The organism is Streptococcus sp. HMSC078H12 (assembly GCF_001814615.1).
Classification (GTDB): domain Bacteria; phylum Bacillota; class Bacilli; order Lactobacillales; family Streptococcaceae; genus Streptococcus; species Streptococcus salivarius_F.
Genome location: NZ_KV817316.1, coordinates 438,729 through 457,900, shown reverse-complemented (window position 1 = coordinate 457,900; position 19,172 = coordinate 438,729). Strand labels below are relative to the sequence as shown.

General features: G+C 42.5%; 26 protein-coding genes. 8 read left to right on the top strand and 18 right to left on the bottom strand.

All coding sequences use genetic code 11. The annotated features are described in order from the left end of the window. Positions 1-17: 17 nt before the first annotated feature. Both HMPREF2979_RS03715 and HMPREF2979_RS03710 read right to left on the bottom strand, forming a co-directional pair. Positions 18-407, bottom strand: a complete 390-nt coding sequence (locus HMPREF2979_RS03715; RefSeq protein ID WP_070655197.1) for a (deoxy)nucleoside triphosphate pyrophosphohydrolase — start codon at positions 405-407, stop codon at positions 18-20. Positions 408-509: 102 nt separating this feature from the next. Continuing rightward, complete coding sequence (locus HMPREF2979_RS03710) at positions 510-818, bottom strand: hypothetical protein (protein ID WP_070655195.1); 309 nt, start codon at positions 816-818, stop codon at positions 510-512. Between the two features lie 197 nt (positions 819-1,015). Between HMPREF2979_RS03710 and HMPREF2979_RS03705 the strand changes: the two genes are divergently transcribed. Beyond that, the gene (locus HMPREF2979_RS03705) at positions 1,016-2,350 is read left to right on the top strand and encodes an Nramp family divalent metal transporter (RefSeq protein ID WP_070655193.1); all 1,335 of its coding nucleotides are present in this window, start codon (positions 1,016-1,018) and stop codon (positions 2,348-2,350) included. 36 nt (positions 2,351-2,386) lie between these two features. Here the strand turns inward: HMPREF2979_RS03705 and HMPREF2979_RS03700 are convergent, their stop codons facing one another. Further along, positions 2,387-2,599, bottom strand: a complete 213-nt coding sequence (locus HMPREF2979_RS03700; RefSeq protein ID WP_070655191.1) for a YdbC family protein — start codon at positions 2,597-2,599, stop codon at positions 2,387-2,389. A gap of 124 nt (positions 2,600-2,723) precedes the next feature. On the opposite strand from HMPREF2979_RS03700, the gene HMPREF2979_RS03695 reads away from it, so the two are divergent. Further along, on the top strand, positions 2,724-3,008 hold the full coding sequence (locus tag HMPREF2979_RS03695) for a hypothetical protein (RefSeq protein ID WP_037603900.1): 285 nt from the start codon (positions 2,724-2,726) through the stop codon (positions 3,006-3,008). 95 nt (positions 3,009-3,103) lie between these two features. After that, positions 3,104-3,643: a biotin transporter BioY gene (locus tag HMPREF2979_RS03690; protein WP_014634210.1), complete on the top strand. Its 540-nt coding sequence runs from the start codon at positions 3,104-3,106 to the stop codon at positions 3,641-3,643. Between the two features lie 46 nt (positions 3,644-3,689). On the opposite strand, the gene HMPREF2979_RS10060 is transcribed toward HMPREF2979_RS03690, so the two are convergent. From HMPREF2979_RS10060 to HMPREF2979_RS03680, 3 genes are all read right to left on the bottom strand, one after another. Then, positions 3,690-4,007: a CHY zinc finger protein gene (locus tag HMPREF2979_RS10060; RefSeq protein WP_083312366.1), complete on the bottom strand. Its 318-nt coding sequence runs from the start codon at positions 4,005-4,007 to the stop codon at positions 3,690-3,692. Then, the gene (locus HMPREF2979_RS03685) at positions 4,007-5,293 is read right to left on the bottom strand and encodes a peptidase U32 family protein (RefSeq protein ID WP_004182776.1); all 1,287 of its coding nucleotides are present in this window, start codon (positions 5,291-5,293) and stop codon (positions 4,007-4,009) included. The genes HMPREF2979_RS10060 and HMPREF2979_RS03685 overlap by 1 nt, the downstream gene beginning before the upstream one ends. A gap of 95 nt (positions 5,294-5,388) precedes the next feature. Next, a complete protein-coding gene (locus HMPREF2979_RS03680) occupies positions 5,389-6,318 on the bottom strand; it encodes a peptidase U32 family protein (RefSeq protein WP_037603903.1) in 930 nt (309 codons plus the stop codon). A 238-nt stretch (positions 6,319-6,556) separates the two neighbouring features. Here HMPREF2979_RS03680 and HMPREF2979_RS03675 point away from each other — a divergent pair, with 238 nt between their 5' ends. Beyond that, a complete protein-coding gene (locus HMPREF2979_RS03675) occupies positions 6,557-6,853 on the top strand; it encodes a DUF3270 domain-containing protein (protein ID WP_002886140.1) in 297 nt (98 codons plus the stop codon). Between the two features lie 52 nt (positions 6,854-6,905). Here HMPREF2979_RS03675 and HMPREF2979_RS03670 read toward each other — a convergent pair whose 3' ends face one another. The 7 genes from HMPREF2979_RS03670 to HMPREF2979_RS03640 all read right to left on the bottom strand — a co-directional run bounded on the left by HMPREF2979_RS03670 (position 6,906) and on the right by HMPREF2979_RS03640 (position 12,618). Further along, entirely contained in the window at positions 6,906-7,346 is a 441-nt protein-coding gene (locus HMPREF2979_RS03670) for a YtxH domain-containing protein (protein ID WP_002885903.1), read from the bottom strand. Positions 7,347-7,358: 12 nt separating this feature from the next. Beyond that, a complete protein-coding gene (locus tag HMPREF2979_RS03665; RefSeq protein WP_002885965.1) occupies positions 7,359-7,757 on the bottom strand; it encodes a DUF948 domain-containing protein in 399 nt (132 codons plus the stop codon). Positions 7,758-7,881: 124 nt separating this feature from the next. Then, the gene (gene lgt / locus HMPREF2979_RS03660) at positions 7,882-8,673 is read right to left on the bottom strand and encodes a prolipoprotein diacylglyceryl transferase (protein ID WP_070655189.1); all 792 of its coding nucleotides are present in this window, start codon (positions 8,671-8,673) and stop codon (positions 7,882-7,884) included. Further along, a complete protein-coding gene (gene hprK, locus HMPREF2979_RS03655) occupies positions 8,673-9,602 on the bottom strand; it encodes an HPr(Ser) kinase/phosphatase (protein WP_070655187.1) in 930 nt (309 codons plus the stop codon). The genes lgt and hprK overlap by 1 nt, the downstream gene beginning before the upstream one ends. A 127-nt stretch (positions 9,603-9,729) precedes the next feature. After that, the gene (locus tag HMPREF2979_RS03650; RefSeq protein WP_070655185.1) at positions 9,730-9,993 is read right to left on the bottom strand and encodes a PspC domain-containing protein; all 264 of its coding nucleotides are present in this window, start codon (positions 9,991-9,993) and stop codon (positions 9,730-9,732) included. 65 nt (positions 9,994-10,058) lie between these two features. Next, a complete protein-coding gene (locus tag HMPREF2979_RS03645) occupies positions 10,059-10,499 on the bottom strand; it encodes a SprT family protein (RefSeq protein WP_070655183.1) in 441 nt (146 codons plus the stop codon). Continuing rightward, entirely contained in the window at positions 10,486-12,618 is a 2,133-nt protein-coding gene (locus HMPREF2979_RS03640; protein WP_070655182.1) for a Tex family protein, read from the bottom strand. Before HMPREF2979_RS03640 ends, HMPREF2979_RS03645 begins: the two co-directional genes overlap by 14 nt. A 278-nt stretch (positions 12,619-12,896) precedes the next feature. On the opposite strand from HMPREF2979_RS03640, the gene HMPREF2979_RS10425 reads away from it, so the two are divergent. From HMPREF2979_RS10425 to HMPREF2979_RS03630, 3 genes are read left to right on the top strand one after another with little or no spacing between them, the layout of a single operon-like run. After that, positions 12,897-13,028: an SPJ_0845 family protein gene (locus tag HMPREF2979_RS10425; protein ID WP_002885949.1), complete on the top strand. Its 132-nt coding sequence runs from the start codon at positions 12,897-12,899 to the stop codon at positions 13,026-13,028. A gap of 5 nt (positions 13,029-13,033) precedes the next feature. Beyond that, the gene (locus HMPREF2979_RS03635; protein WP_045771836.1) at positions 13,034-13,936 is read left to right on the top strand and encodes a permease; all 903 of its coding nucleotides are present in this window, start codon (positions 13,034-13,036) and stop codon (positions 13,934-13,936) included. Continuing rightward, positions 13,936-14,751, top strand: coding sequence for a TIGR03943 family putative permease subunit (locus HMPREF2979_RS03630; protein ID WP_048790719.1), 816 nt, complete (start codon positions 13,936-13,938; stop codon positions 14,749-14,751). The genes HMPREF2979_RS03635 and HMPREF2979_RS03630 overlap by 1 nt, the downstream gene beginning before the upstream one ends. A gap of 52 nt (positions 14,752-14,803) precedes the next feature. Here the strand turns inward: HMPREF2979_RS03630 and HMPREF2979_RS03625 are convergent, their stop codons facing one another. The 3 genes from HMPREF2979_RS03625 to HMPREF2979_RS03615 all read right to left on the bottom strand — a co-directional run bounded on the left by HMPREF2979_RS03625 (position 14,804) and on the right by HMPREF2979_RS03615 (position 17,893). Further along, positions 14,804-16,465, bottom strand: a complete 1,662-nt coding sequence (locus tag HMPREF2979_RS03625; RefSeq protein ID WP_070655180.1) for a SulP family inorganic anion transporter — start codon at positions 16,463-16,465, stop codon at positions 14,804-14,806. A 247-nt stretch (positions 16,466-16,712) separates the two neighbouring features. After that, positions 16,713-17,327: a hypothetical protein gene (locus HMPREF2979_RS03620; protein WP_014633340.1), complete on the bottom strand. Its 615-nt coding sequence runs from the start codon at positions 17,325-17,327 to the stop codon at positions 16,713-16,715. A gap of 95 nt (positions 17,328-17,422) precedes the next feature. Next, on the bottom strand, positions 17,423-17,893 hold the full coding sequence (locus HMPREF2979_RS03615; RefSeq protein ID WP_398584217.1) for a GDSL-type esterase/lipase family protein: 471 nt from the start codon (positions 17,891-17,893) through the stop codon (positions 17,423-17,425). Between HMPREF2979_RS03615 and HMPREF2979_RS10420 the strand changes: the two genes are divergently transcribed. Next, entirely contained in the window at positions 17,867-18,022 is a 156-nt protein-coding gene (locus tag HMPREF2979_RS10420) for a hypothetical protein (RefSeq protein ID WP_244628731.1), read from the top strand. The genes HMPREF2979_RS03615 and HMPREF2979_RS10420 overlap by 27 nt on opposite strands. A 68-nt stretch (positions 18,023-18,090) precedes the next feature. Here the strand turns inward: HMPREF2979_RS10420 and HMPREF2979_RS03610 are convergent, their stop codons facing one another. Together HMPREF2979_RS03610 and HMPREF2979_RS03605 are read right to left on the bottom strand one after the other, a co-directional pair. Next, the gene (locus tag HMPREF2979_RS03610) at positions 18,091-18,702 is read right to left on the bottom strand and encodes a CPBP family intramembrane glutamic endopeptidase (protein ID WP_070655176.1); all 612 of its coding nucleotides are present in this window, start codon (positions 18,700-18,702) and stop codon (positions 18,091-18,093) included. A 103-nt stretch (positions 18,703-18,805) separates the two neighbouring features. Further along, positions 18,806-19,168, bottom strand: coding sequence for a hypothetical protein (locus HMPREF2979_RS03605; RefSeq protein ID WP_070655302.1), 363 nt, complete (start codon positions 19,166-19,168; stop codon positions 18,806-18,808). Positions 19,169-19,172 lie beyond the last annotated feature (4 nt).

The following is a 19,172-nucleotide window of genomic DNA, read 5'->3' as shown; positions in this document are numbered from 1 at the left end:
CCACATTTGTGATGCTCTTATTTTGCTAACAATTCTACAGCTGGTCGGTCTACAGGTGCCCAATTCAAAGTTTTCAAGCGACTTGGCTCTAACCAAGCTGAATCCTGATGTTCTAACAAATCTAGATTTCCAGAAACGAGTTTAGCATGAAAGGTTTTCATAATAACTGTTCCAAAATCATAATCATAGGAAGCTTCATTAACGAAGGAAATAATCTCAATCTGAGAATTTAATTCTTCATGAATCTCTCGAATTAATGCTTCTTCAGGTGATTCTCCTTCTTCCAACTTACCTCCAGGAAATTCCCAGTATCCTCCTAAACTTTTTCCTTCTGGTCGTTGGGCACAAAAGATTTTGCCATCCTTTTCGATGGCTGCTGCTACAACATTAATGATTTTTTTAGACATGTAACATTCCTCCAAATAGTATTCTATCAAAAAGCTATCATGACAAGCAAACTTTAATTTGTTATGAAAAAATGCTTCTCTCATCTCGAGAGAAGCATTTTCTTATTTCCAAAATTTTGCTTTTGAAGCTGTGACCCAAGCTGACAAACAAGCAAGGGCTACTACTGCATAGATAGCGTATTGTTTCGCAGGATAGAGCCAGGCTTTGTTTTCTTCATGCCAGCGAGACTTCCAAAGGCCGATGTAATCGCCCGTCATTCCAGGATTTTTAAGGCGCTCCATGTAGTTGGCAGGTAGGTTATCTGGCTGATTCATCTGCACGTTAATGATAAAGATAACCAAAGCAAGCGCAATGACAACTAGGAGTGCCAGGGTAATCTTTTTCTTAGCTGTTAGTTGAAATGTTTTCAATTATTTTTTCTCCCTCATCTATGAAATCATCTACTCTTATAGTTTAGTATAAAAAGGCAATTCTGAAAAGTCCTCTATGACACCAATGTAAGATAAGTCAAAACCTTGCACATCTTCCTCATAGTGTTATAATAAAATTGTCGGTCTGTCTAGAAATAATGCAACTTTTAGGCAGAATGACTTAGAAAGAGGTGTTTATGACATCTTCAAAAAAGGTTTCCCTTTCTGAGGTTAACCAATCAATAGATACACCAAATAATAATCGTTTTTGGCAAAATCTTAAGGCTTTCTTGGGACCTGGGGCTCTCGTGGCCGTGGGTTACATGGATCCAGGGAACTGGATTACCAGTGTCGTCGGTGGAGCGACCTACAAGTACAGTCTTCTTTTTGTCATCTTAATTTCATCTTTAATCGCTATGCAGTTGCAACAAATGGCTGGAAAGTTAGGGATTGTGACCCAAATGGACCTGGCCCAAGCGACAGCCTACCACTCGCCCAAATGGTTGCGATACACGCTTTGGGTGATTCTGGAGCTTGCCTTAATGGCGACAGATTTGGCTGAGGTGCTTGGTTCTGCCATCGCACTTAACCTGCTCTTTGGTATTCCAATTATGGTTGCCATTCTGGTGACAGTCCTAGATGTCTTCCTACTCCTACTCATCATGAAGCTGGGATTCAAGAAAATCGAGGCTATTGTTTCAACCTTGATTTTGACCATCTTGGTTATCTTTGTCTACCTGGTAGCCTTGTCTGAGCCTAGTATTACGGGAATCCTCGAGGGTTATCTCCCTACGCCAGCGCTCTTTGAACCACATGCTGCTGGGCACACCAACCAGTTGACTTTGGCACTTGGGATTGTGGGTGCAACCGTTATGCCACATAACCTCTACTTACACTCATCCTTGTCACAGACTCGTAAGGTTGACTATTCTGATGGTAAAGACGTAACCAAGGCTGTCCGTTTCATGACCTGGGACTCCAACATTCAATTGACTTTGGCCTTTGTGGTTAACTCCCTCCTCTTAATTTTGGGGGCAGCTCTCTTCTTTGGTCACGCTTCTGATATTTCAGCCTTCTCTCAAATGTACAATGCCCTTCAGGACTCTAAGATTGCTGGTGCGGTTGCTAGTTCAACACTTTCAACCCTCTTTGCCTTGGCCCTTTTGGCTAGTGGTCAAAACTCTACCATTACTGGTACCCTAACTGGTCAGATTGTCATGGAAGGCTTCCTCCATATGAGGTTACCACAGTGGGTAATTCGTTTGTTCACACGTCTCTTCGCCTTGCTACCTGTTATCATTGTAGCCATTCTCTACGGCGATCAAGAAAAGACACTGGATCAACTCTTGGTTTATTCACAAGTATTCCTTTCAATTGCCTTGCCATTCTCTATTTTCCCTTTGATTTACTATACTTCTAAGAAATCACTCATGGGAAAACACGTCAATGCCAAGTGGAATACCTTCCTCGGTTATGCTATTGCTGTTGTTCTAACCATTCTTAATCTCAAACTTATCTTTGATACGTTTTAAACAAAAAAATAAGGCCAGCGCCATGCTGACCTTGTTTTAGTTTTTGAAGGCGTCAACGAGAACTTGGAATTCTTCGTTGCTGAGGGTAATCCCCTTGCCCATCTTGGTATGGCCTGGACTCCATGTACGGATGTCATATTTAGCCGGTGCGCCATTAAAGCTCACACGATTGAGTTCCTTAGTCCAACCCTTGTCATTCTCAGACAAGACCAAGAGTTTTTCTTCAATTTCAAATGAAAATTCTGCCATTTGCTTACCTCCACTAGCTTTATTCGTTTTTTTCTGTGAAAATTGTCTGTTTTAGAATGAAGTTATCCACAAAAATTCACCTTTCATGCTATAATTATTTTATCAAGAAACGAGGGAAATGACCATGATAAACTTTTTAGAAGCCGTAAAGCATCAGCTTCATCAGTTTGTGGAAATAGGTCACAGCAAACCTGTCCACCTAATGCAGAATCAACTTATTAACGATATCTATCATGCTATTGATCATAATCAAATGGTCATGCTGACATCCAATCAGAAGACCTATAAGGGCTACATCAACCGTTATGACAGGGAGCGACAAGCCATCTTTATCGAGCAGGATAAGATCATCAGCATGATTGAACTTGATGAAATCAAACGTCTAAAAATCATATCACAACGAGGTTAAGTTTATCAGTTAACCTCGTTTTATTATTAGGTTGACTATTTTGAAACCACTTGCTATAATAAGTTAACTATTTATTTACGAAAGGTTAACTAGAAATGACACAAAATCGTACACTGTCACTTATTCTTCCAGCTTTTGGTGCTGCCATCATTGCCGCACTGGCTCAAATTGTTATTCCTATCGGTGCAGTTCCAATCACACTACAGACTTTCGCTGTCGGACTTGTTGCTGCCATTCTTAAACCAAGAGAAGCGACACTTGCTGCTACCCTCTACCTGATTCTAGGTGCCATTGGTCTTCCAGTTTTTGCAGGTGGAGGAGGTGGGCTCCAATCCTTCTTTGGCCCTTCAGCTGGCTATTTGTTGGCCTATCCATTTTTCGCATTTGTCACTTCAAAACTAACTCATGCTGAGACTCCTATCTGGAAAATCTTTGTGGCTTTTGTTTTGGGTGATGCACTTGTCTTTGTTGGCGGTATTCTCAGCCTGCACTTTCTTGGAAAGATGGGTTGGTCTGCGGCTGTGGCTGTTGGCTTGACACCTTTTATTATTCCTGATCTTTTAAAAGGTCTGATTGTCGCTTTGGTGACTAAGCCAGTTTTAAAAGCACTAAAAAATCATAGCTACTTTAACTAAAAAAAGATTGAAGACTTTGTTCGTGGGAACAGAATCTTCAATCTTTTTATTTTTCAAAATAAATATCATAGTGCTTTGAACAAGCTGGGTTGAAGGCACTATGACAATTGGGACAGGCTACTGCCTCTTGATATTCCTCAATAGTCATCTCATGCCGACAAACGCCACAAATAAGGACCTTGTCCTGTTTCAACTGACAGGGGTAAGCTCGAAAGCTATGTTCCTCCAAGCTATCATGACACTGATAACAGGCATAATACTTCAGACACTCAAAGCATTTTAAGGCAACAATATCTAGAAAGGAATGATAGTGCTGGCACCTACTCTGGTCATCTACCAGGAGGCCATTGATTTGTCTTGTCATTAGGCACGAACAGTTTTACTTGAACCGTCTTTTTGGTAGAGGTTAATCAAACCTTCTTTAGTTGAACGAATCATGTCACCAGGTTTAACTTCTTGTGGCACGGTAATTGTAAGAAGTTCCATTGGGTTTGGTGCACGGTCAATTTTGTTACCATTAGCATCGTGAAGGTCTTTGATATCACATTCAAAATGACGGAAGCCTGGTCCGTAGAATTCAACGTGGTCACCTTCGAGAATAACGTTACGTTGACGGATTGTAGCTGTCATAGTAGCTGGATCAAAGTCTACTACTTCACCAACGAATTTGTATTGTGGAATCTTACGACGGGCACCAAAGAGTTGCTCGTTTTCTGTTGGTGTCTTGTAGTAGAAACCTGTTGCCAATTCACGTTGGGCAACTTTCCAGAGTTCGTTAATCAAATCATCTTTGATGGCGTAGAAGGCTTCTGCACTTTCCATGTAAGCGTCACAAGCAGCCTTGTAGCAGTTAGCAACTGTTGATACATAATGGACAGATTTCATACGACCTTCGATTTTAAGGCTGTCAACGCCATTATCGATAAGGTCTGGGATATTTTCAATCATACACATGTCAACGGCTGACATTGAGTATTCTTCAGGAACTTCACCGTGGATACTCTTTCGCTCTTGGCCGAATGGCATGTCGTAAAGATCATATTTCCAACGGCATGACTGTGAGCAACCACCACGGTTGGCATCACGATCTGACATGTGGTTAGAAAGGGTACAGCGACCTGAGTATGAGATACACATAGCACCATGGACAAAGGCCTCAATTTCAAGGTCCGTACGTTTACGGATTTCAGCCAATTCCTCCATAGTAACCTCACGTGCCAAAACAACACGGGTCAAGCCATACTGTTTCCAAAAATGGAAGGTTTCAACGTTTGTCGCAGATGCTTGCGTTGACAAGTGGATATTAAGTCCTGGAGCGTAGGTTGAACAGATTTCAATCAAGGCTGGGTCAGATACGATAACGGCATCGAGTCCCATATCACGCAATTCACGGAACCACTCACCAGCTCCCTTTTCATTTCCTTCATGGGTAACCATGTTTGAAGCGACGTGCACATCAACACCACGTGCGTGAGCGTATTCAATACCTTCACGAAGCTCATCCATAGTAAAGTTTCCGGCACGGCTACGCAAACCATAGGCTTGTCCACCAACGAAAACAGCATCTGCGCCGTAATTTACAGCGACTTTCAATTTTTCCAAAGTCCCAGCAGGTACCAAAACCTCTGGGCGTTTTTTAGTTGTAGTCATAATTTCTCCAATTTGCAAGATTGTCGATTTTTATTTTTAGAAGTCTCCTTCGTTCCCTGAAAATGGAAAACTCTCAAACGAAGGAGGAAGTATTTTTATTTTACACGGTCAGGTTCATAGTCGTAGAAACCTGTGTCCAAACCACGGTTGGCTGGGTGTAATTTATGAATAGCCTCATCAAAGAGGAAGGCTTGGTCTTGTGAAAATTCGCCAGCCTCGATGAGGTCACGAGCCTTCACAAAATACTCAGTGATTTTTACAAAGTTTTCACCTGGGCAATAAACGCCGTCCAACTTCCAGTGGTCAAAACCATGTTCAACGAGTTCTGAAAGTTTAGTCATCATATCCAAGTCATTGTTGGCAAAGATATGTGTCCCGTGCATATCTTCATAAACTGAGTAGTGAGAATCTGGATCTCCTGGCTCAGAAAGGAAGAGGTCACGTTCTTTGGTAACAGCTTCATCCGTTTTGATAAAGTTGTAATAGTTTTGAAGAAGTGGACGTTTTGAGTGGTGAATGATACTTGCACCATAAACCAAAACCTCAGCTGGAATCTGAAGATTTTCAGCCATGATGAATAGTTCCGCAGATGGAATCTCACGAGCCAAAACCGCTTCAGATGCTCCTGCCTGTTTGCCCCAGAAATTAATCTGACGGCTAGAGGTTACCATAGTTGAAGCATCATAAATCATTTTGAAGGGACGTTTGTCACGGTTACAGATGTAGAAAACTCCTGCATCACCAACCGTGATATAATCTGCCTTGATTTCTTCAAGAAAATCAAGATAGTCTGGAAGAGCATCCATCATACCTTGGTGCATGAGGGCGTTAACGGCAACAGTCAATTCCTTGCCAGACTCATGTACCAGCTCTGCAATCTTTCGCATTTCTGCGAATGAAAAAGGCTTAGGCAAACGAAGGCCAAAGGCTTTTTCGCCGATATAAATACGATCTACGCCAAGTTCTAGGAGCTCACGTGCCTGCTCGTAGCTCTCAGCAGTCGCTGTAATCACTATTTTTTCCATAACTCACATTATAGCACAAATGATTTGATTTTTTTAGAATTTTTAGGCTCAATACTCTGTATCTAAATATTTTAAATTAGTTTTCGAATACTACAATTTTCACAAAAATCAAAAAAAACTTTGCAATATAAATTTTTTATGGTATTATTAATGAGATTCTAAATAGTGAAATACTGACTAAGTATTTTAACCTACACGAAAAAGTGATTTAGATATTTTATATAGAAAGGAGGCAGACATGGCTGACAACTTACACCGTCAATTTGATCACATCGAAGATTTCGAGACTGAGCGTCCTCAAACGACGAATTATCAAGATTATCAGGGTTTAAATAGTAATAGTATTAAGCTACAAGATATGATTTTCTTTGGACGTATCTCAAGCTTCTGTGTTTCAACAGTCCTAGTTGCCTTCCTTTTCTTGGTAGCACAGGTGGCTACCTTCTGGGCCTTCTTCTGGGCAATTACCATTAGCGTTATTGGTCAGATTGGCATTTATGTCCTAATCGAATATTATAAAGCACAAAAACGTTGACTGTTTGGTCAACGTTTTTTTCGTACTAAAAAAAGCCTCATGGGCTTTCTTTTTATTTTGCTTCTGCTGCTTCTTCAGAGATATCTTTGATATCAATGACGATATCATCAACGATAGCTTTTGTTTCTGCTTCAACATCTGCTTGCTCAGGAGTTACTTGAGCAGTTTTCTCTTTGATAAGTTCAAAGCTCTCTTTTGCAAAGTCAGCAACTTGAGCTGTTTTTTCTTGGACAGCTTTTGTCAAATCATCCGCAGTGATGTCGCCATTTTCAAATTTTGTTTTATAGTCTTGGAAAGTATCGACTGCCAAATCTTTGTAGTCGCTAGCTTTTTCCACCACTTGATTTTGATAAGCTTTAGGATCTTCTTTGAATGAAGCGATTTCTTCATCAATACGTGCTTTAACAGCTTTACCTTTTTCAGTTGTAAAGAAGTATGCTGCTGCAGCTCCAGAAGCTGCACCAATGATTAGGGTATTTAAAAATTTACTCATGAAAAGATCTCCTTATTTTTTCTTGTCTTTTTTACCAAAAAGTTTTGAGGCAACCTTACCGATAGCAAAGGCTGAACCTGCCTTACCGACACTTGCTCCTGCTGCACTTGCTTTAGCACCGAGGTAACGGGCTTCAGTATTCAAGTCAGAGACACTTTCTGAAAGCTCAGCTACTGCTACAAAGAGAGGATCGATGGTTTGAACTTTTTCATTAACATCTTCAACCAAGACGTTTGCCTTAGCCAAGATTTCATTTGTTTGATGAAGGGTTACATTGATATCTGTACGAAGCACAGCAACTGTTTCTTCAACTTCTTTAACCACATGACGGGTACGAAGTAGGGTAGGGATTAATGCAATGAGGAACGCAGCAAGTGCGATTGCGATAATAAGAAATGCAATTTCTGCCATAGTTTAGGACTCCTTTGACCTTTTTAAAAGGTCACTACAAGAAAACTGAAATAGATTCTTCAGTTTCCAGTAACCTTTGTTATGATAATTTTCATTATATTATAACAAAGTCTGAGCGGTATGACTAGTTTTTCATTTTATAATCTGCCTCTGGACGTTGCTTACGGAAATATAAGAGGCTAGTACCCAAGATAATGATGGCAATGCTGACCCATTGAGAGACACGCAAGCCAGCAAACATGAGGCTATCCGTACGCATGCCTTCAATGACGAAGCGTCCAAGACCATACCAGATAAGGTAAAATGAGGTCACATCTCCTTGGCGTAGTTTCTTATTAAAGCGTCTTAGTCCTAGAATGATGATAAAACCGAATAGGTTCCAGAGACTTTCGTAAAGAAAGGTCGGTACACGATAACTACCATCAATGTACATCTGCTGACGAATAAATTCTGGGACATAATTCAGATGACTAACTGCTTTTCCGTAGGCCTCCTGGTTAATAAAGTTTCCCCAGCGACCGATACTCTGAGCAATCATAACGCCAGGTGCCGCGATATCTAGAAAATCTAAGACAGCAATGGCATGACGTTTAGCAAACCAATAGAGAACAGCTGCTCCAGCAATCAAGCCACCATAGATGGCAATCCCACCATTCCAAATCGCAAAAATTTCTGAAGGATTTTGACTGTAGTAAGACCACTGGAAAATCACATAGTAGAGCCTAGCACCAACAATGGCTATAGGAAAGGCAAGAAGAATAAAATCTAAGATGTTTTCAGGGTCAATTCCCTTTTCAGGAGCCCAACGCTGAGCCAGATAAACAGCAAGTAAGAGACCAGATACAATACAGATGGCATACCAATGAATACTAATGGGGCCAAGTCTTAGAGCAATAGGATCAATAGTAGCTAACATTAGTCTTCACCATTCTTACTAATGAGGTTGGTCAAACGCTCCTCAAAGGTTTTGGTTGCATCAAATCCCATTTGCTTAGCACGGTAGTTCATGGCTGCAGCTTCGATAACGACTGATACGTTACGGCCTGTCTTAACAGGGATGCGGACACGTGGAATCTTAACGCCTTGCAATTCAATTTCTTCGTTCCCATTTCCAAGACGATCAAAGACCTTACCGTCTTCAAAATTTTCAAGATAGATGCCCAACTGAACTTGAGAAGAATTACGGACAGCACTAGCTCCGTAGAGACTCATGACATCAATGATACCAACTCCGCGAATCTCAAGAAGATGGCGGAGGATTTCCGCAGGCTCACCCCAGAGAGTTTCCTCATCCTTAGCATAGACATCCACACGGTCGTCAGCGACAAGGCGGTGACCACGTTTGACTAGCTCGAGCCCTGTTTCACTCTTACCAATACCAGAGTCACCCTGGATGAGAACACCCATGCCGTAGATATCAACCAAAACACCGTGAACACTGGTACGTTCCGCCAACTGTGCATTGAGGTACCAAGACATATCACCTGAAAGTGATGATGTTCCGCTACGGCCTTGAAGAACGGCTACGCCATTTTCCTTAGCGGCTCGAAGCATCTCTTCCGGAACCTCAAGACCACGCGCCACTATAACAGCTGGAGTTTCCGCTTTAAACATATTAGTAAAAACAGAATAACGGTTATCGTCAGTCATGGTTTTAAGGTAGGACCACTCCTTCATTCCTACTAACTGAAGTCGTTCAGGTGAATAATAGTCAAAATAGCCCGTCATTTCTAACCCAGGACGAGAGATATCAGCCGTTGTTATCGCTTTTGCCAAAAGATCCTTATTCCCATAGACAACCTTGAGTTTAAGCCTGTCAACCAACATTTTAACGGTTACTGTCATATTATTTCCTCCGATTATTTACTAGTTTCATTGTATCATAAAAAGGTTTTCAATGCGGTTCTCAAAGCAAAAAAGACCTGTGACTAGCACCAGGGCCAATCACAGGTCAATATCTATTAACAGTTACTTACCAATTCCACTCATCTTCAACAGGTTCAGCGTTTTTACGTTTGCGTCCATCCTTGAGTTTGATTTCGGGATAAATATCTTCTTTGTAAGGAAGGAGGAAGGCTAAAACCAAATATAAGAAGATTCCAAACTGCGTTGAAATCATGAGAATGATAGCCAAGATACGAGCCAGAGCTAGGTCCCAGCCAAACTTATCTGCCAAACCTGCAACAACACCGGCGACGAGTCTATTTTTTCGTGTCTTATAAAAACGATTTGACATTGTCTTCTTCTCCCATCATTTCTTTGATTTAATTATATGATTTTTTAAAACTAAAAAAATCAGCCCTAGGACTGATTTAGAAAAATGAGCTTGCCTCGACACAGACCGCAGCCAAATTTCTGTGTATTGACACGGCGTTTTCGACGGTAGGTATGACCACAGGATTGGCACTGATAGAGATAATAGTTCTCCACTTGCCCTTGCATCTTTGGAGCGTATCTAAGGCCATCAACCTTGGCTAGTAAGTCCTTAAAATCTCTCTCCGCATGCTTATAGCCCTTCCCTTGAAAATAAAGGTGGTAATGACAGAGTTCGTGGCGGACGATTTTTCGAAAGGTTTCAAGACCATGTTCCTCATAGAGTTTTGGGTTAAAATCTAAATGACCATCCTTGGGAAAGAACCGACCTCCAGTGGTTCGGAGACGCTTGTTCCACAAGGCTTGATGCTTAAATTCCCAACCAAAATCTTCTATAGAAACAGTCTTAACATAATCAGTTAGATTCACGTGGATTCACCAAGGAGAGATTGAGTTTTTCATGCTCTAAATCAACTTTTGATACCCACACGGTAACCAAATCCCCAACAGATACGACCTGACTTGGGTGGTTAACGAAGCTCTTACTCATCTCTGAGATGTGGATAAGTCCATCCTCGTGGACACCGATATCCACAAAGGCACCAAAGTCCACAACGTTACGGACCGTTCCTTCAAGTTTTTGTCCTACTGACAAGTCTTTGAGTTCAAGAACATCTTGACGAAGCACTGGTGCTTCAAAATCGTCACGGAGGTCACGGCCTGGTTTCAAAAGGTCAGCAATGATATCTTTGAGGGTTTCCTGTCCAAGTCCCAATCCTTCCGCTGTTTCTTTAAGATTAAGAGCCTTCAATTTTGCCTTGGCAGAATCGTCCAAGTCTGTGATATCCAACTGCTTGAAGAGGGCTTTTACCGCTGGGTAGGACTCTGGGTGGACTCCCGTATTATCCAAGATATTCTTGGCATTTGGAATACGAAGGAAACCTGCAGCTTGTTCGAAGGCCTTGGCACCAAGACGTGGGACCTTTTTGATTTCAGCACGCGATGCAATCTCACCATTTTCCTCACGGTAGGCGACGATATTTTCAGAGATGGTCTTGTTGAGTCCTGACACGTGTGACAAGAGGGTACTACTTGCCGTATTGACATTAACACCAACCTGGTTAACCACGGTATCGACGACGAAATCAAGATTTTCAGAGAGTTTCTTCTGGCTAACATCATGCTGGTATTGGCCTACTCCGATTGATTTAGGGTCAATTTTAACCAACTCAGCCAATGGGTCTTGGAGACGACGGGCAATGGAAATAGCAGAGCGTTTTTCGACCGTTAAGTCTGGGAACTCATGACGGGCCAACTCTGAAGCAGAGTAAACAGAGGCACCACTTTCATTGACAATGACATATGAAGTCTCTGGGAAATCCTTGAGAACTTCTGCCACAAAAGCTTCACTTTCACGACTGGCTGTTCCATTACCGATAGCGATAATCTCAATGGCATGCTTCTTAATGAGATCAGCCAAGTCTTTCTTAGCTTGGGCAATCTTAGCCTGACTGGCTGGAGCCACTGGATAGATAACTTGCGTTGTAATGAGCTTACCAGTTTGGTCAACCACGGCCAACTTAGCCCCTGTACGAAAGGCTGGGTCAAAACCGAGTACCATCTTACCTTTAAGTGGTGATACTAGGAGAAGGCTGCGAAGATTTTGAGAGAAAAGATTAATGGCTCCATCTTCTGCTGCTTCAGTCAACTCGCTACGGATACGACGCTCCATAGCTGGGATGATTTTCTTCTTGAGAGATTGATTGATAACTTCCTCGATATAATCATTTTTTTGCTTAAAACGGGCACTGTAAAAACGATGCATTTTCTCAATATTATGCTTAAAGTTTACCTTGATAACGCCTAGTTTCTCACCACGGTTAAGGGCCAGAGTACGGTAACCTTGGAGTTTAGACACCTTATCCGCAAAATCATAGTAAATCTTGAAGGTTTCTTTTTCATCCAGAGATTGATCCTTGAGGGTCGACGTAATGTCACTGTTATTCCAGATTTCGTTGTAGGTCCAAGAACGAAGACTGTTATCCTCAGAAAAAGCCTCAACCAAAATATCCACAGCACCCGCAAGTGCCTTATCGGCTGTTGGAAAGGCTTCAGATGTCAGCTTTTCAGCTTCAGCCTTGAGGTTAGGACTATTTTGCAAGATAAGACGAGCCAAGGGGAAGAGACCTGCTTCACGGGCAATAGTTGCCTTGGTGCGGCGTTTTTCCTTATAGGGAAGGTAGAGTTCATCCACGTCTGCCAACTTTTCAGCGGCTTCAATAGCTGCTTTAAGTTGATCAGTCAATTTGCCCTGAGACTCAATCTTGGCAAGAACTGTTTCCTTACGGTCTTGAAGAGCAGTCAAGGACTTGTCCATATCAATGATGGCCTTGATTTGCGTTTCATCCAGATTGCCTGTTTTTTCCTTACGGTAACGGGCGATAAAGGGGATGGTATTGCCTTCTGCGGTCAATTCTAAAACAGTTTCAACTTGTTGTTTTTTTAGGCCCAATTCCTGAGCCAATGTCTCTAAATTACGATTTTCCATAAGTTCTATTATACCACGATAGGAGATTTGCTTGGGGAGAAAACCTTGTAGCTGAAGCGAGAAATTTTAAGCAAGAGGTAGTATAATAGAAAAGTAAACCTATTGTTAGGGGCTATTTCTTTCGGAAAGGACGCCCTTAGTATCTTTTGTAACTGAACTCGGGCTATTTCTTTCGGAAAATAGATGCATCTTCCTAGAAGCAGAGCTTCTTCGTCTGATGCCCTAATTTTCTGTCAGAAATAACGCCCTTAGTATCTTAATTAACTCGGAGGCTTTTTATGGCAGTTATTCAGAAAAAAACAAATGAACTTGAAAGCATGATGGCATCTTTTGCGGCTATCCCTGATTTTGAAAAGGCGGGAACTGATCCTAAGAAGGATAAACGTCTTCAAGAAGATAAGAAGAAATAATTTTTATGGCTATTTTTCATCAACTACCAGATAGCGTTCTGCAGCTTCTGGCAGTTTTTCTATCGATTATTATCGAAGCTCTGCCCTTTGTTTTGCTGGGAAGTATCCTATCTGGCTTTATCGAGGTCTTTGTGACTCCTGAAAAGGTCCAAAACTTCCTTCCTAAAAACAAGGTCCTGGCTATTCTCTTTGGAACTCTGATTGGTTTTATTTTCCCTTCTTGTGAGTGTGGGATTGTTCCAATTATCACACGCTTTTTAGAGAAAAAAGTGCCTAGCTACACGGCTATTCCTTTCATGGCAACTGCTCCTATCATTAATCCAGTCGTTCTCTTTGCCACCTACACGGCCTTTGGGAACTCTTGGTACTACGTGCTTTTACGTTTCGTCGGGGCTTTCTTGATTGCCATGATTTTGGGAATCTTACTGGGCTTTGTGGTGGATGACCAGATTCTCAAGGACAATCGTAAGGCCAGTCATGTGCACGACTATAGTGGTTTGTCAGCTGGTAAGAAAACCTTTCAAGCTCTGGTTCATGCGGTTGACGAGTTCTTTGACACTGGGCGTTACTTGATTTTTGGGAGCTTGGTGGCAGCAAGTATGCAGACCTACCTACCGACCCGTATCCTCACGACCATCGGTCATAATTCAGTGACAGCCATCCTGATCATGATGCTCTTGGCCTTCATCCTCTCCCTTTGTTCAGAGGCCGATGCCTTTATCGGAGCTTCGCTACTCTCTAGTTTCGGAGTGGCACCAACGGTGGCCTTTCTCATCATTGGTCCTATGGTTGATATCAAGAACTTGATTATGATGAAACACCAGTTTAAGACACGCTTTGTCGGTCTCTTCGTAGGAACCGCAAGTCTGGTGACAATCATTTACTGTCTGCTATTGGGGGTGATTTAATGTTACGTTTTCTCATCTTATCTGGGTATTTTGAGCTCGTCATGTACTTGCAAGTTTCTGGCAAGCTCAACCAGTACATTAACATCCACTACTCCTACTTGGCCTACATTTCCATGGTGCTGTCCTTTATCCTTGCTGTGGTTCAACTCATCGTTTGGATGAAGCAGATAAAAGTTCACTCACATTTGTCAGGTCGAGTAGCCAAGGTAGCCAGCATCGTTCTCTTGGCCTTTCCAGTCCTCACTGGGCTCTTGGTGCCAACAGTGACCTTGGATGCCAATACCGTATCAGCTAAGGGTTACCATTTTCCACTGGCGGCAGGGAGCGATCCTAATCAGGCCGACCAAGAGGGAACGACTATTCAGTACTTGAAGCCGGACACCAGCTCCTACTTCACCTCCTCAGCTTATGAGAAGGAAATGACCAGAGAGCTCGCCAAGTACAAGGGACGTGACACCATCCAGATTACCACGGAAAATTACATGGAAGTCATGGAGCTCATCTACCTCTATCCTAACGATTTCGTGGGCAAGAAGGTCACCTATACCGGTTTTGTCTACAATGACCCACAAACCAAGGGTTATCAGTTCATCTTCCGTTTCGGAATTATCCACTGTATCGCCGATTCAGGTGTTTACGGACTGGCGACGACAGGAAGTGACCAAACCTTTAAGGACAATACCTGGGTAAAAGTCACTGGTACCATCACTGTGGATTACTATCAAAATCTCAAACAGAGCCTGCCTATTCTCAATTTGACTGAGGTCAAAGAGGTTGGTCAGCCTGACAATCCTTATGTATATCGTGTATTTTAAAAAGCCAAGTTCAGTTGAACTGGCTTTTTCTTCTTGTATTAAAAACATTTGTCTAGGCTTCTTTTGCTAGGGTTGCAGCTTTTTCAAGGGCTTGGTCAGTCGACTCGCAGATATGGTCTGGTCCAATAGTTTGGATAAAGCCAGATTTTTCAAGAACTCTGTAGGGTTGAGCATTAACGTGAGAAAGAAGCAAGGTCATGCCACGTTTTTGGCAGATGGCCAGGGTTTCTTCAAGGGCATCTAGACCTGAGATATCCATGGCTGGAACGTTTCGCATGCGTAGGATGAGAACATTCTTAGTTTCATCATTGATTACATTCAAGAAGTTATTGGCTGCACCAAAGAAGAGGGCACCAAAAACCTCATAGACGACAGTATTTTTAGGGACTTGCTTCAAGTCGCTATCCTCAGACAAAACTGGATCGTCCAGATTTTCCTTATCCACCCACTGACGGATTTGAGCCACGTCGGACATGCGTTTGAGGAAGAGGAAGGCTGCTAGGACCATACCAAATTCGATAGCAACCACTAGGTCGAAGAAAACGGTTAAGACAAAGGTCACTAGCAAGACTGCCACATCACTTTTAGGGGCACGTTTAATCATACGACCAACTGTACGCCAACCACTCATGTTATAACCAACAATCATAAGGATTGAGGCCAGACAGGTCATAGGAATCAATGAGGCATAGGGCATGAGGAAGAGTAAAATCAGAAGCAAAGTGAAGGCATGAACCATCCCTGCTACTGGTGTTCGTCCGCCATTTTTGACGTTGGCTGCGGTACGGGCAATAGCACCCGTTGCCGGAATCCCACCAAAGAGGGCTGACATGATATTCCCAACACCTTGGCCGACCAATTCTGCATTAGAGCGGTGATTACCACCAATCATGCCATCTGAAACCACACAAGAAAGGAGCGATTCAATGGCAGCCAGTATGGCAATGGTGAAGGCTGGCGAAATCATTTGACGAATCAAAGAAAATGATAAGTCAGGAACCGTGAAACTTGGAAGTCCCGCCTTGATGGTGTAAAGGTCACCAATGGTTTTGACTGGGAGATGACCAAAGGCCACGATGGCTGTGGTCACAAAGATAGCAACCAGAGAACCCGGAATTTTCTGAGAAAGGCGTGGCCAAAAGATTTGAATGAGCAGGGCCAAAATACCAATAGCTAGGGTTGCCCAACTAATAGTTGAAAGATGCTCGCCATAGGCAATCATCTTTTCCAGAAACTCAGCTGGAACGGACTTCATCTCAAGGCCTAGAAAATCCTTAATCTGTCCAGCTACAATCCCAACGGCAATCCCCAAAGTAAAACCAAGTGTGATGGTTTTGGGAATAAATTTAATCAGGTCACCGAAACGCAGGAGCCCCATGATAATAAGCATGAGTCCCGCCATAAGCGTGGCAACAGTCAGACCCGCCATGCCATACTGGGCGATGATGCCATAGATGATGACAACGAAGGCTGCGGTAGGTCCACCAATCTGAACTCGACTACCTCCTAAAAAGGAAATAAAAAAGCCTGCAACCACTGCTGTGTAAAGACCTTGTTCGGGATTAACACCAGAGGCAATCGCTAGGGCAATCGACAAGGGCAGGGCAATGATAGCCACGATAACTCCTGCAATCAGGTCCTTGATGAACTGTCCCTTGGAATAATCCTTGATGGTGGTGAAAAATTTGGGTGTGATATATTTTAAAGCGTCCATTTGTTCCTCCTAACTACTATCCTAAAACTCTTTGACTTAACTCTTTTTTCAATGAGTGTCAGACGCTTATCATTTTTACAGTCTTATGATAGCACAGGAAATCCCCATTTTCTAGGGGATTGAGAGATGTAAACGTATTATTTCAAGAATTTTTCAACTTTCTTAGTTTAGAAATGAAGGCATCAAAAAACAAGTCCAGACTATGGACTTGTTTTGACTTTTCATCGATTGATAGATTTCTCTTACATTACCAACTGGTTGGCAAGGAAATCGGAATATTAAGCTTGACCTTCATCTTGCTGTTGGTCACAGTGGCTTGCTCAATTTCGTAGCCGATTTCAGGAAGCTTGAGCTGAATCTGATTGTTAACCATGCGAACACCACTGCTTGACTGGGCAATACTCTTCTTGAGGTAAGGTAGAACCAGTGATTTAGGTACAGGGAGGCGACCCAGGTGGGCACCTGCCAAGTCTAGAAGGATGACTTCCTTGTTAGTGCTAACCGTGAAATCAAGGCTGAATGTTGATTCGATAGGTCCAAGAGACACCGGTAGCTTAGCTGTCAGATAAGAATCATTCAACTCTACAGTACTGTTTAGCAAAGTCTCGTCATTAGAATCAGCCATGCTTGCTTTTAGGATTTGACGAAACTGATTACTATCAAGATTAATCTCAGTTGAAACTCCACCTGATGAAAGGGAGGCCCCACCAATACCAGCCTGGGCTAAATCAGCAAGGGATGTTTGTGTTGATACATTTTTTAATTGGTCCTGACTGTCGATCTTGTCCGGAATGAGTAGAGCCGCCACTGCAAAAAAGACCACAATGACGAGGACAATGAGTCGTTTAAACCATTTCCACATAGGGATACCTCATTTCAATTTTTCACTTTTGACGTCTATTGTACTGTAATCAAAGGAAAAAAGCGAGTAAGAACTGGAAATTCTCTCATATTTTCTTAATTCAAGAGGTAGGGTTCGAGAGCCTCATAGACTTTTAAGTAAGCATTGGCATAAAGGTGGACACCGTCATAGGTGTGCTCAGCCTTCTGCTCTTGCCTATCATTGACCAGCCCAGCATTACAATTAATAAAGTGGCAGCCATAGGTTTGGGCGATTTCCTCGAGTGCCTGATTACAACGGTCAAGATTTTCAGTTGTTCGCAGTTTCATCCACTGGATTGAAGCCTTGGTCTGCCAAGGTAAATGAAGATTGGCTGGGTAGAAAGCCATGAGGTGAATCTTGGTATGAGGCAAGACAGCTTGTGTTTGCTCCAAAATCCGCCTGATATTTGCTGTCAAATGCTGGAACCATTGGTCTCCATAAGGCTCCTCGGTCATGTCATTGGTACCGATATTGATAAATACCTTGCTCGGTTGCAGATCCAAAAGCAGGGGATGGATATGCTGGAGAAATTCATCCGTATTCAGGCCGCTGATGCCTCGATTGTAGATAATGTCGTCGACACCTCTACTCCTAGCGATTTCACAAATGGGAAAAAGCTCCATGAGAGAGGAGCCCGTGAAGAGTGTCTCCCCCTTGATAGCAACCTCATTTAAGTACTGATAATTTTTAAGTTTGATTTCTTTTAATTCATCCATAATAACTTTCTTCTATATAACTTTATCTAAATGAGGGAGAAGGCAAAGAGAAGCCCTACAACCGTATTGGCCAAGGCATGGATAAAGACACTTGGAAGGATAGAGCCTCCTGCTTTTTTCTCATTGATAGCACCAAAAACGTAAGCGATGAGACTGATAAAGGCCATGATAGCAAAAGCTTTTAGATAACCAGTTAATTGGATAAACATAAGTGCATGGATGAGGCCAAATAAGAGAGACTGAACCAGATTGGCCCCTAGGAATCCTAGTTTTCCTTGTAACCTTTTCAAAAGAAAACCTCTAAAGAAGATTTCTTCTGGCAAGGCAGTCCCAAAAATAGCATAGGCCATGATAGCAGGAAAGGCTCCAAGTCCCTTTCCAGAAAAAGCTGCTGTGGCCGTTTGGCTAGAGTCGAACCAACTGAAGACGACAATTGAAAAAAGAAGAAAAAGTAGACTAATACCCAGAATGGTCAGTAGTAATCGCCTCTTCTGCTGACTTTCAACTTTCTTCAACCCAATCCAGTCAAAGAAACCGACCTTTTTCCTGCTCCAAATCAGCCAAGTGATAAAAGGAATGAGAGAGACTATGAACAGTTCCAGAATACCGCTCATCAGTTTAGACATAAATAGGGTCATGAGTTTGTCCTCCTCTTCTAGTCAAAAGACAGTTTTGACCTTTTGAAAGCGTACACCTCTACATTTTCATTATACTACTTTTAGGGGAAGAGAAAGCTCATTCTCACCAATCTTGCCAGGTTTCTTTGGCACGAATCACACGGTCCTGCTTATAGTCAATATGGTAAACACGCCAGCCACCAATCCAATCGTCCTTCAGCTTGTACTCAACACTTCCTTTATGGTCGTCACCCTTGCCCAAGAGCTTCTCCACTTCTTCTCTCGTCATGCCCTCAATCTGATACTGACGATGAAAACTCCACATGAGTTTGTGTCGCATAGAAGCTGGTGTTTGAGCCCATTTTTCAGGCGTAAAGACTCGGTCACGAGGGACAATGATTGCAAAATGAACCAGACAAATGATTTCAATGATTAAGCAAAAGGCTTTTCGCCTTTTTCGTCTGGTTTCTGGGGTGAGGTGTGCCATAGGA

Coding starts and splice junctions, on each gene's coding strand:
- hprK (WP_070655187.1), bottom strand. CDS start 9,602: ATGACAGTAACCGTTAAAATGTTGGTTGACAGGCTTAAACTCAAGGTT.
- HMPREF2979_RS03685 (WP_004182776.1), bottom strand. CDS start 5,293: ATGACTACAACTAAAAAACGCCCAGAGGTTTTGGTACCTGCTGGGACT.
- HMPREF2979_RS03610 (WP_070655176.1), bottom strand. CDS start 18,702: ATGACCCTATTTATGTCTAAACTGATGAGCGGTATTCTGGAACTGTTC.
- HMPREF2979_RS03675 (WP_002886140.1), top strand. CDS start 6,557: ATGGCTGACAACTTACACCGTCAATTTGATCACATCGAAGATTTCGAG.
- HMPREF2979_RS10425 (WP_002885949.1), top strand. CDS start 12,897: ATGGCAGTTATTCAGAAAAAAACAAATGAACTTGAAAGCATGATGGCA.
- HMPREF2979_RS10060 (WP_083312366.1), bottom strand. CDS start 4,007: ATGACAAGACAAATCAATGGCCTCCTGGTAGATGACCAGAGTAGGTGC.
- HMPREF2979_RS03630 (WP_048790719.1), top strand. CDS start 13,936: ATGTTACGTTTTCTCATCTTATCTGGGTATTTTGAGCTCGTCATGTAC.
- HMPREF2979_RS03625 (WP_070655180.1), bottom strand. CDS start 16,465: ATGGACGCTTTAAAATATATCACACCCAAATTTTTCACCACCATCAAG.
- HMPREF2979_RS03705 (WP_070655193.1), top strand. CDS start 1,016: ATGACATCTTCAAAAAAGGTTTCCCTTTCTGAGGTTAACCAATCAATA.
- HMPREF2979_RS03640 (WP_070655182.1), bottom strand. CDS start 12,618: ATGGAAAATCGTAATTTAGAGACATTGGCTCAGGAATTGGGCCTAAAA.
- HMPREF2979_RS03700 (WP_070655191.1), bottom strand. CDS start 2,599: ATGGCAGAATTTTCATTTGAAATTGAAGAAAAACTCTTGGTCTTGTCT.
- HMPREF2979_RS03620 (WP_014633340.1), bottom strand. CDS start 17,327: ATGTGGAAATGGTTTAAACGACTCATTGTCCTCGTCATTGTGGTCTTT.
- HMPREF2979_RS03650 (WP_070655185.1), bottom strand. CDS start 9,993: ATGTCAAATCGTTTTTATAAGACACGAAAAAATAGACTCGTCGCCGGT.
- HMPREF2979_RS03605 (WP_070655302.1), bottom strand. CDS start 19,168: ATGGCACACCTCACCCCAGAAACCAGACGAAAAAGGCGAAAAGCCTTT.
- HMPREF2979_RS03715 (WP_070655197.1), bottom strand. CDS start 407: ATGTCTAAAAAAATCATTAATGTTGTAGCAGCAGCCATCGAAAAGGAT.
- HMPREF2979_RS03690 (WP_014634210.1), top strand. CDS start 3,104: ATGACACAAAATCGTACACTGTCACTTATTCTTCCAGCTTTTGGTGCT.
- HMPREF2979_RS03680 (WP_037603903.1), bottom strand. CDS start 6,318: ATGGAAAAAATAGTGATTACAGCGACTGCTGAGAGCTACGAGCAGGCA.
- HMPREF2979_RS03635 (WP_045771836.1), top strand. CDS start 13,034: ATGGCTATTTTTCATCAACTACCAGATAGCGTTCTGCAGCTTCTGGCA.
- lgt (WP_070655189.1), bottom strand. CDS start 8,673: ATGTTAGCTACTATTGATCCTATTGCTCTAAGACTTGGCCCCATTAGT.
- HMPREF2979_RS03670 (WP_002885903.1), bottom strand. CDS start 7,346: ATGAGTAAATTTTTAAATACCCTAATCATTGGTGCAGCTTCTGGAGCT.
- HMPREF2979_RS03695 (WP_037603900.1), top strand. CDS start 2,724: ATGATAAACTTTTTAGAAGCCGTAAAGCATCAGCTTCATCAGTTTGTG.
- HMPREF2979_RS03665 (WP_002885965.1), bottom strand. CDS start 7,757: ATGGCAGAAATTGCATTTCTTATTATCGCAATCGCACTTGCTGCGTTC.
- HMPREF2979_RS10420 (WP_244628731.1), top strand. CDS start 17,867: ATGCTGGAGAAATTCATCCGTATTCAGGCCGCTGATGCCTCGATTGTA.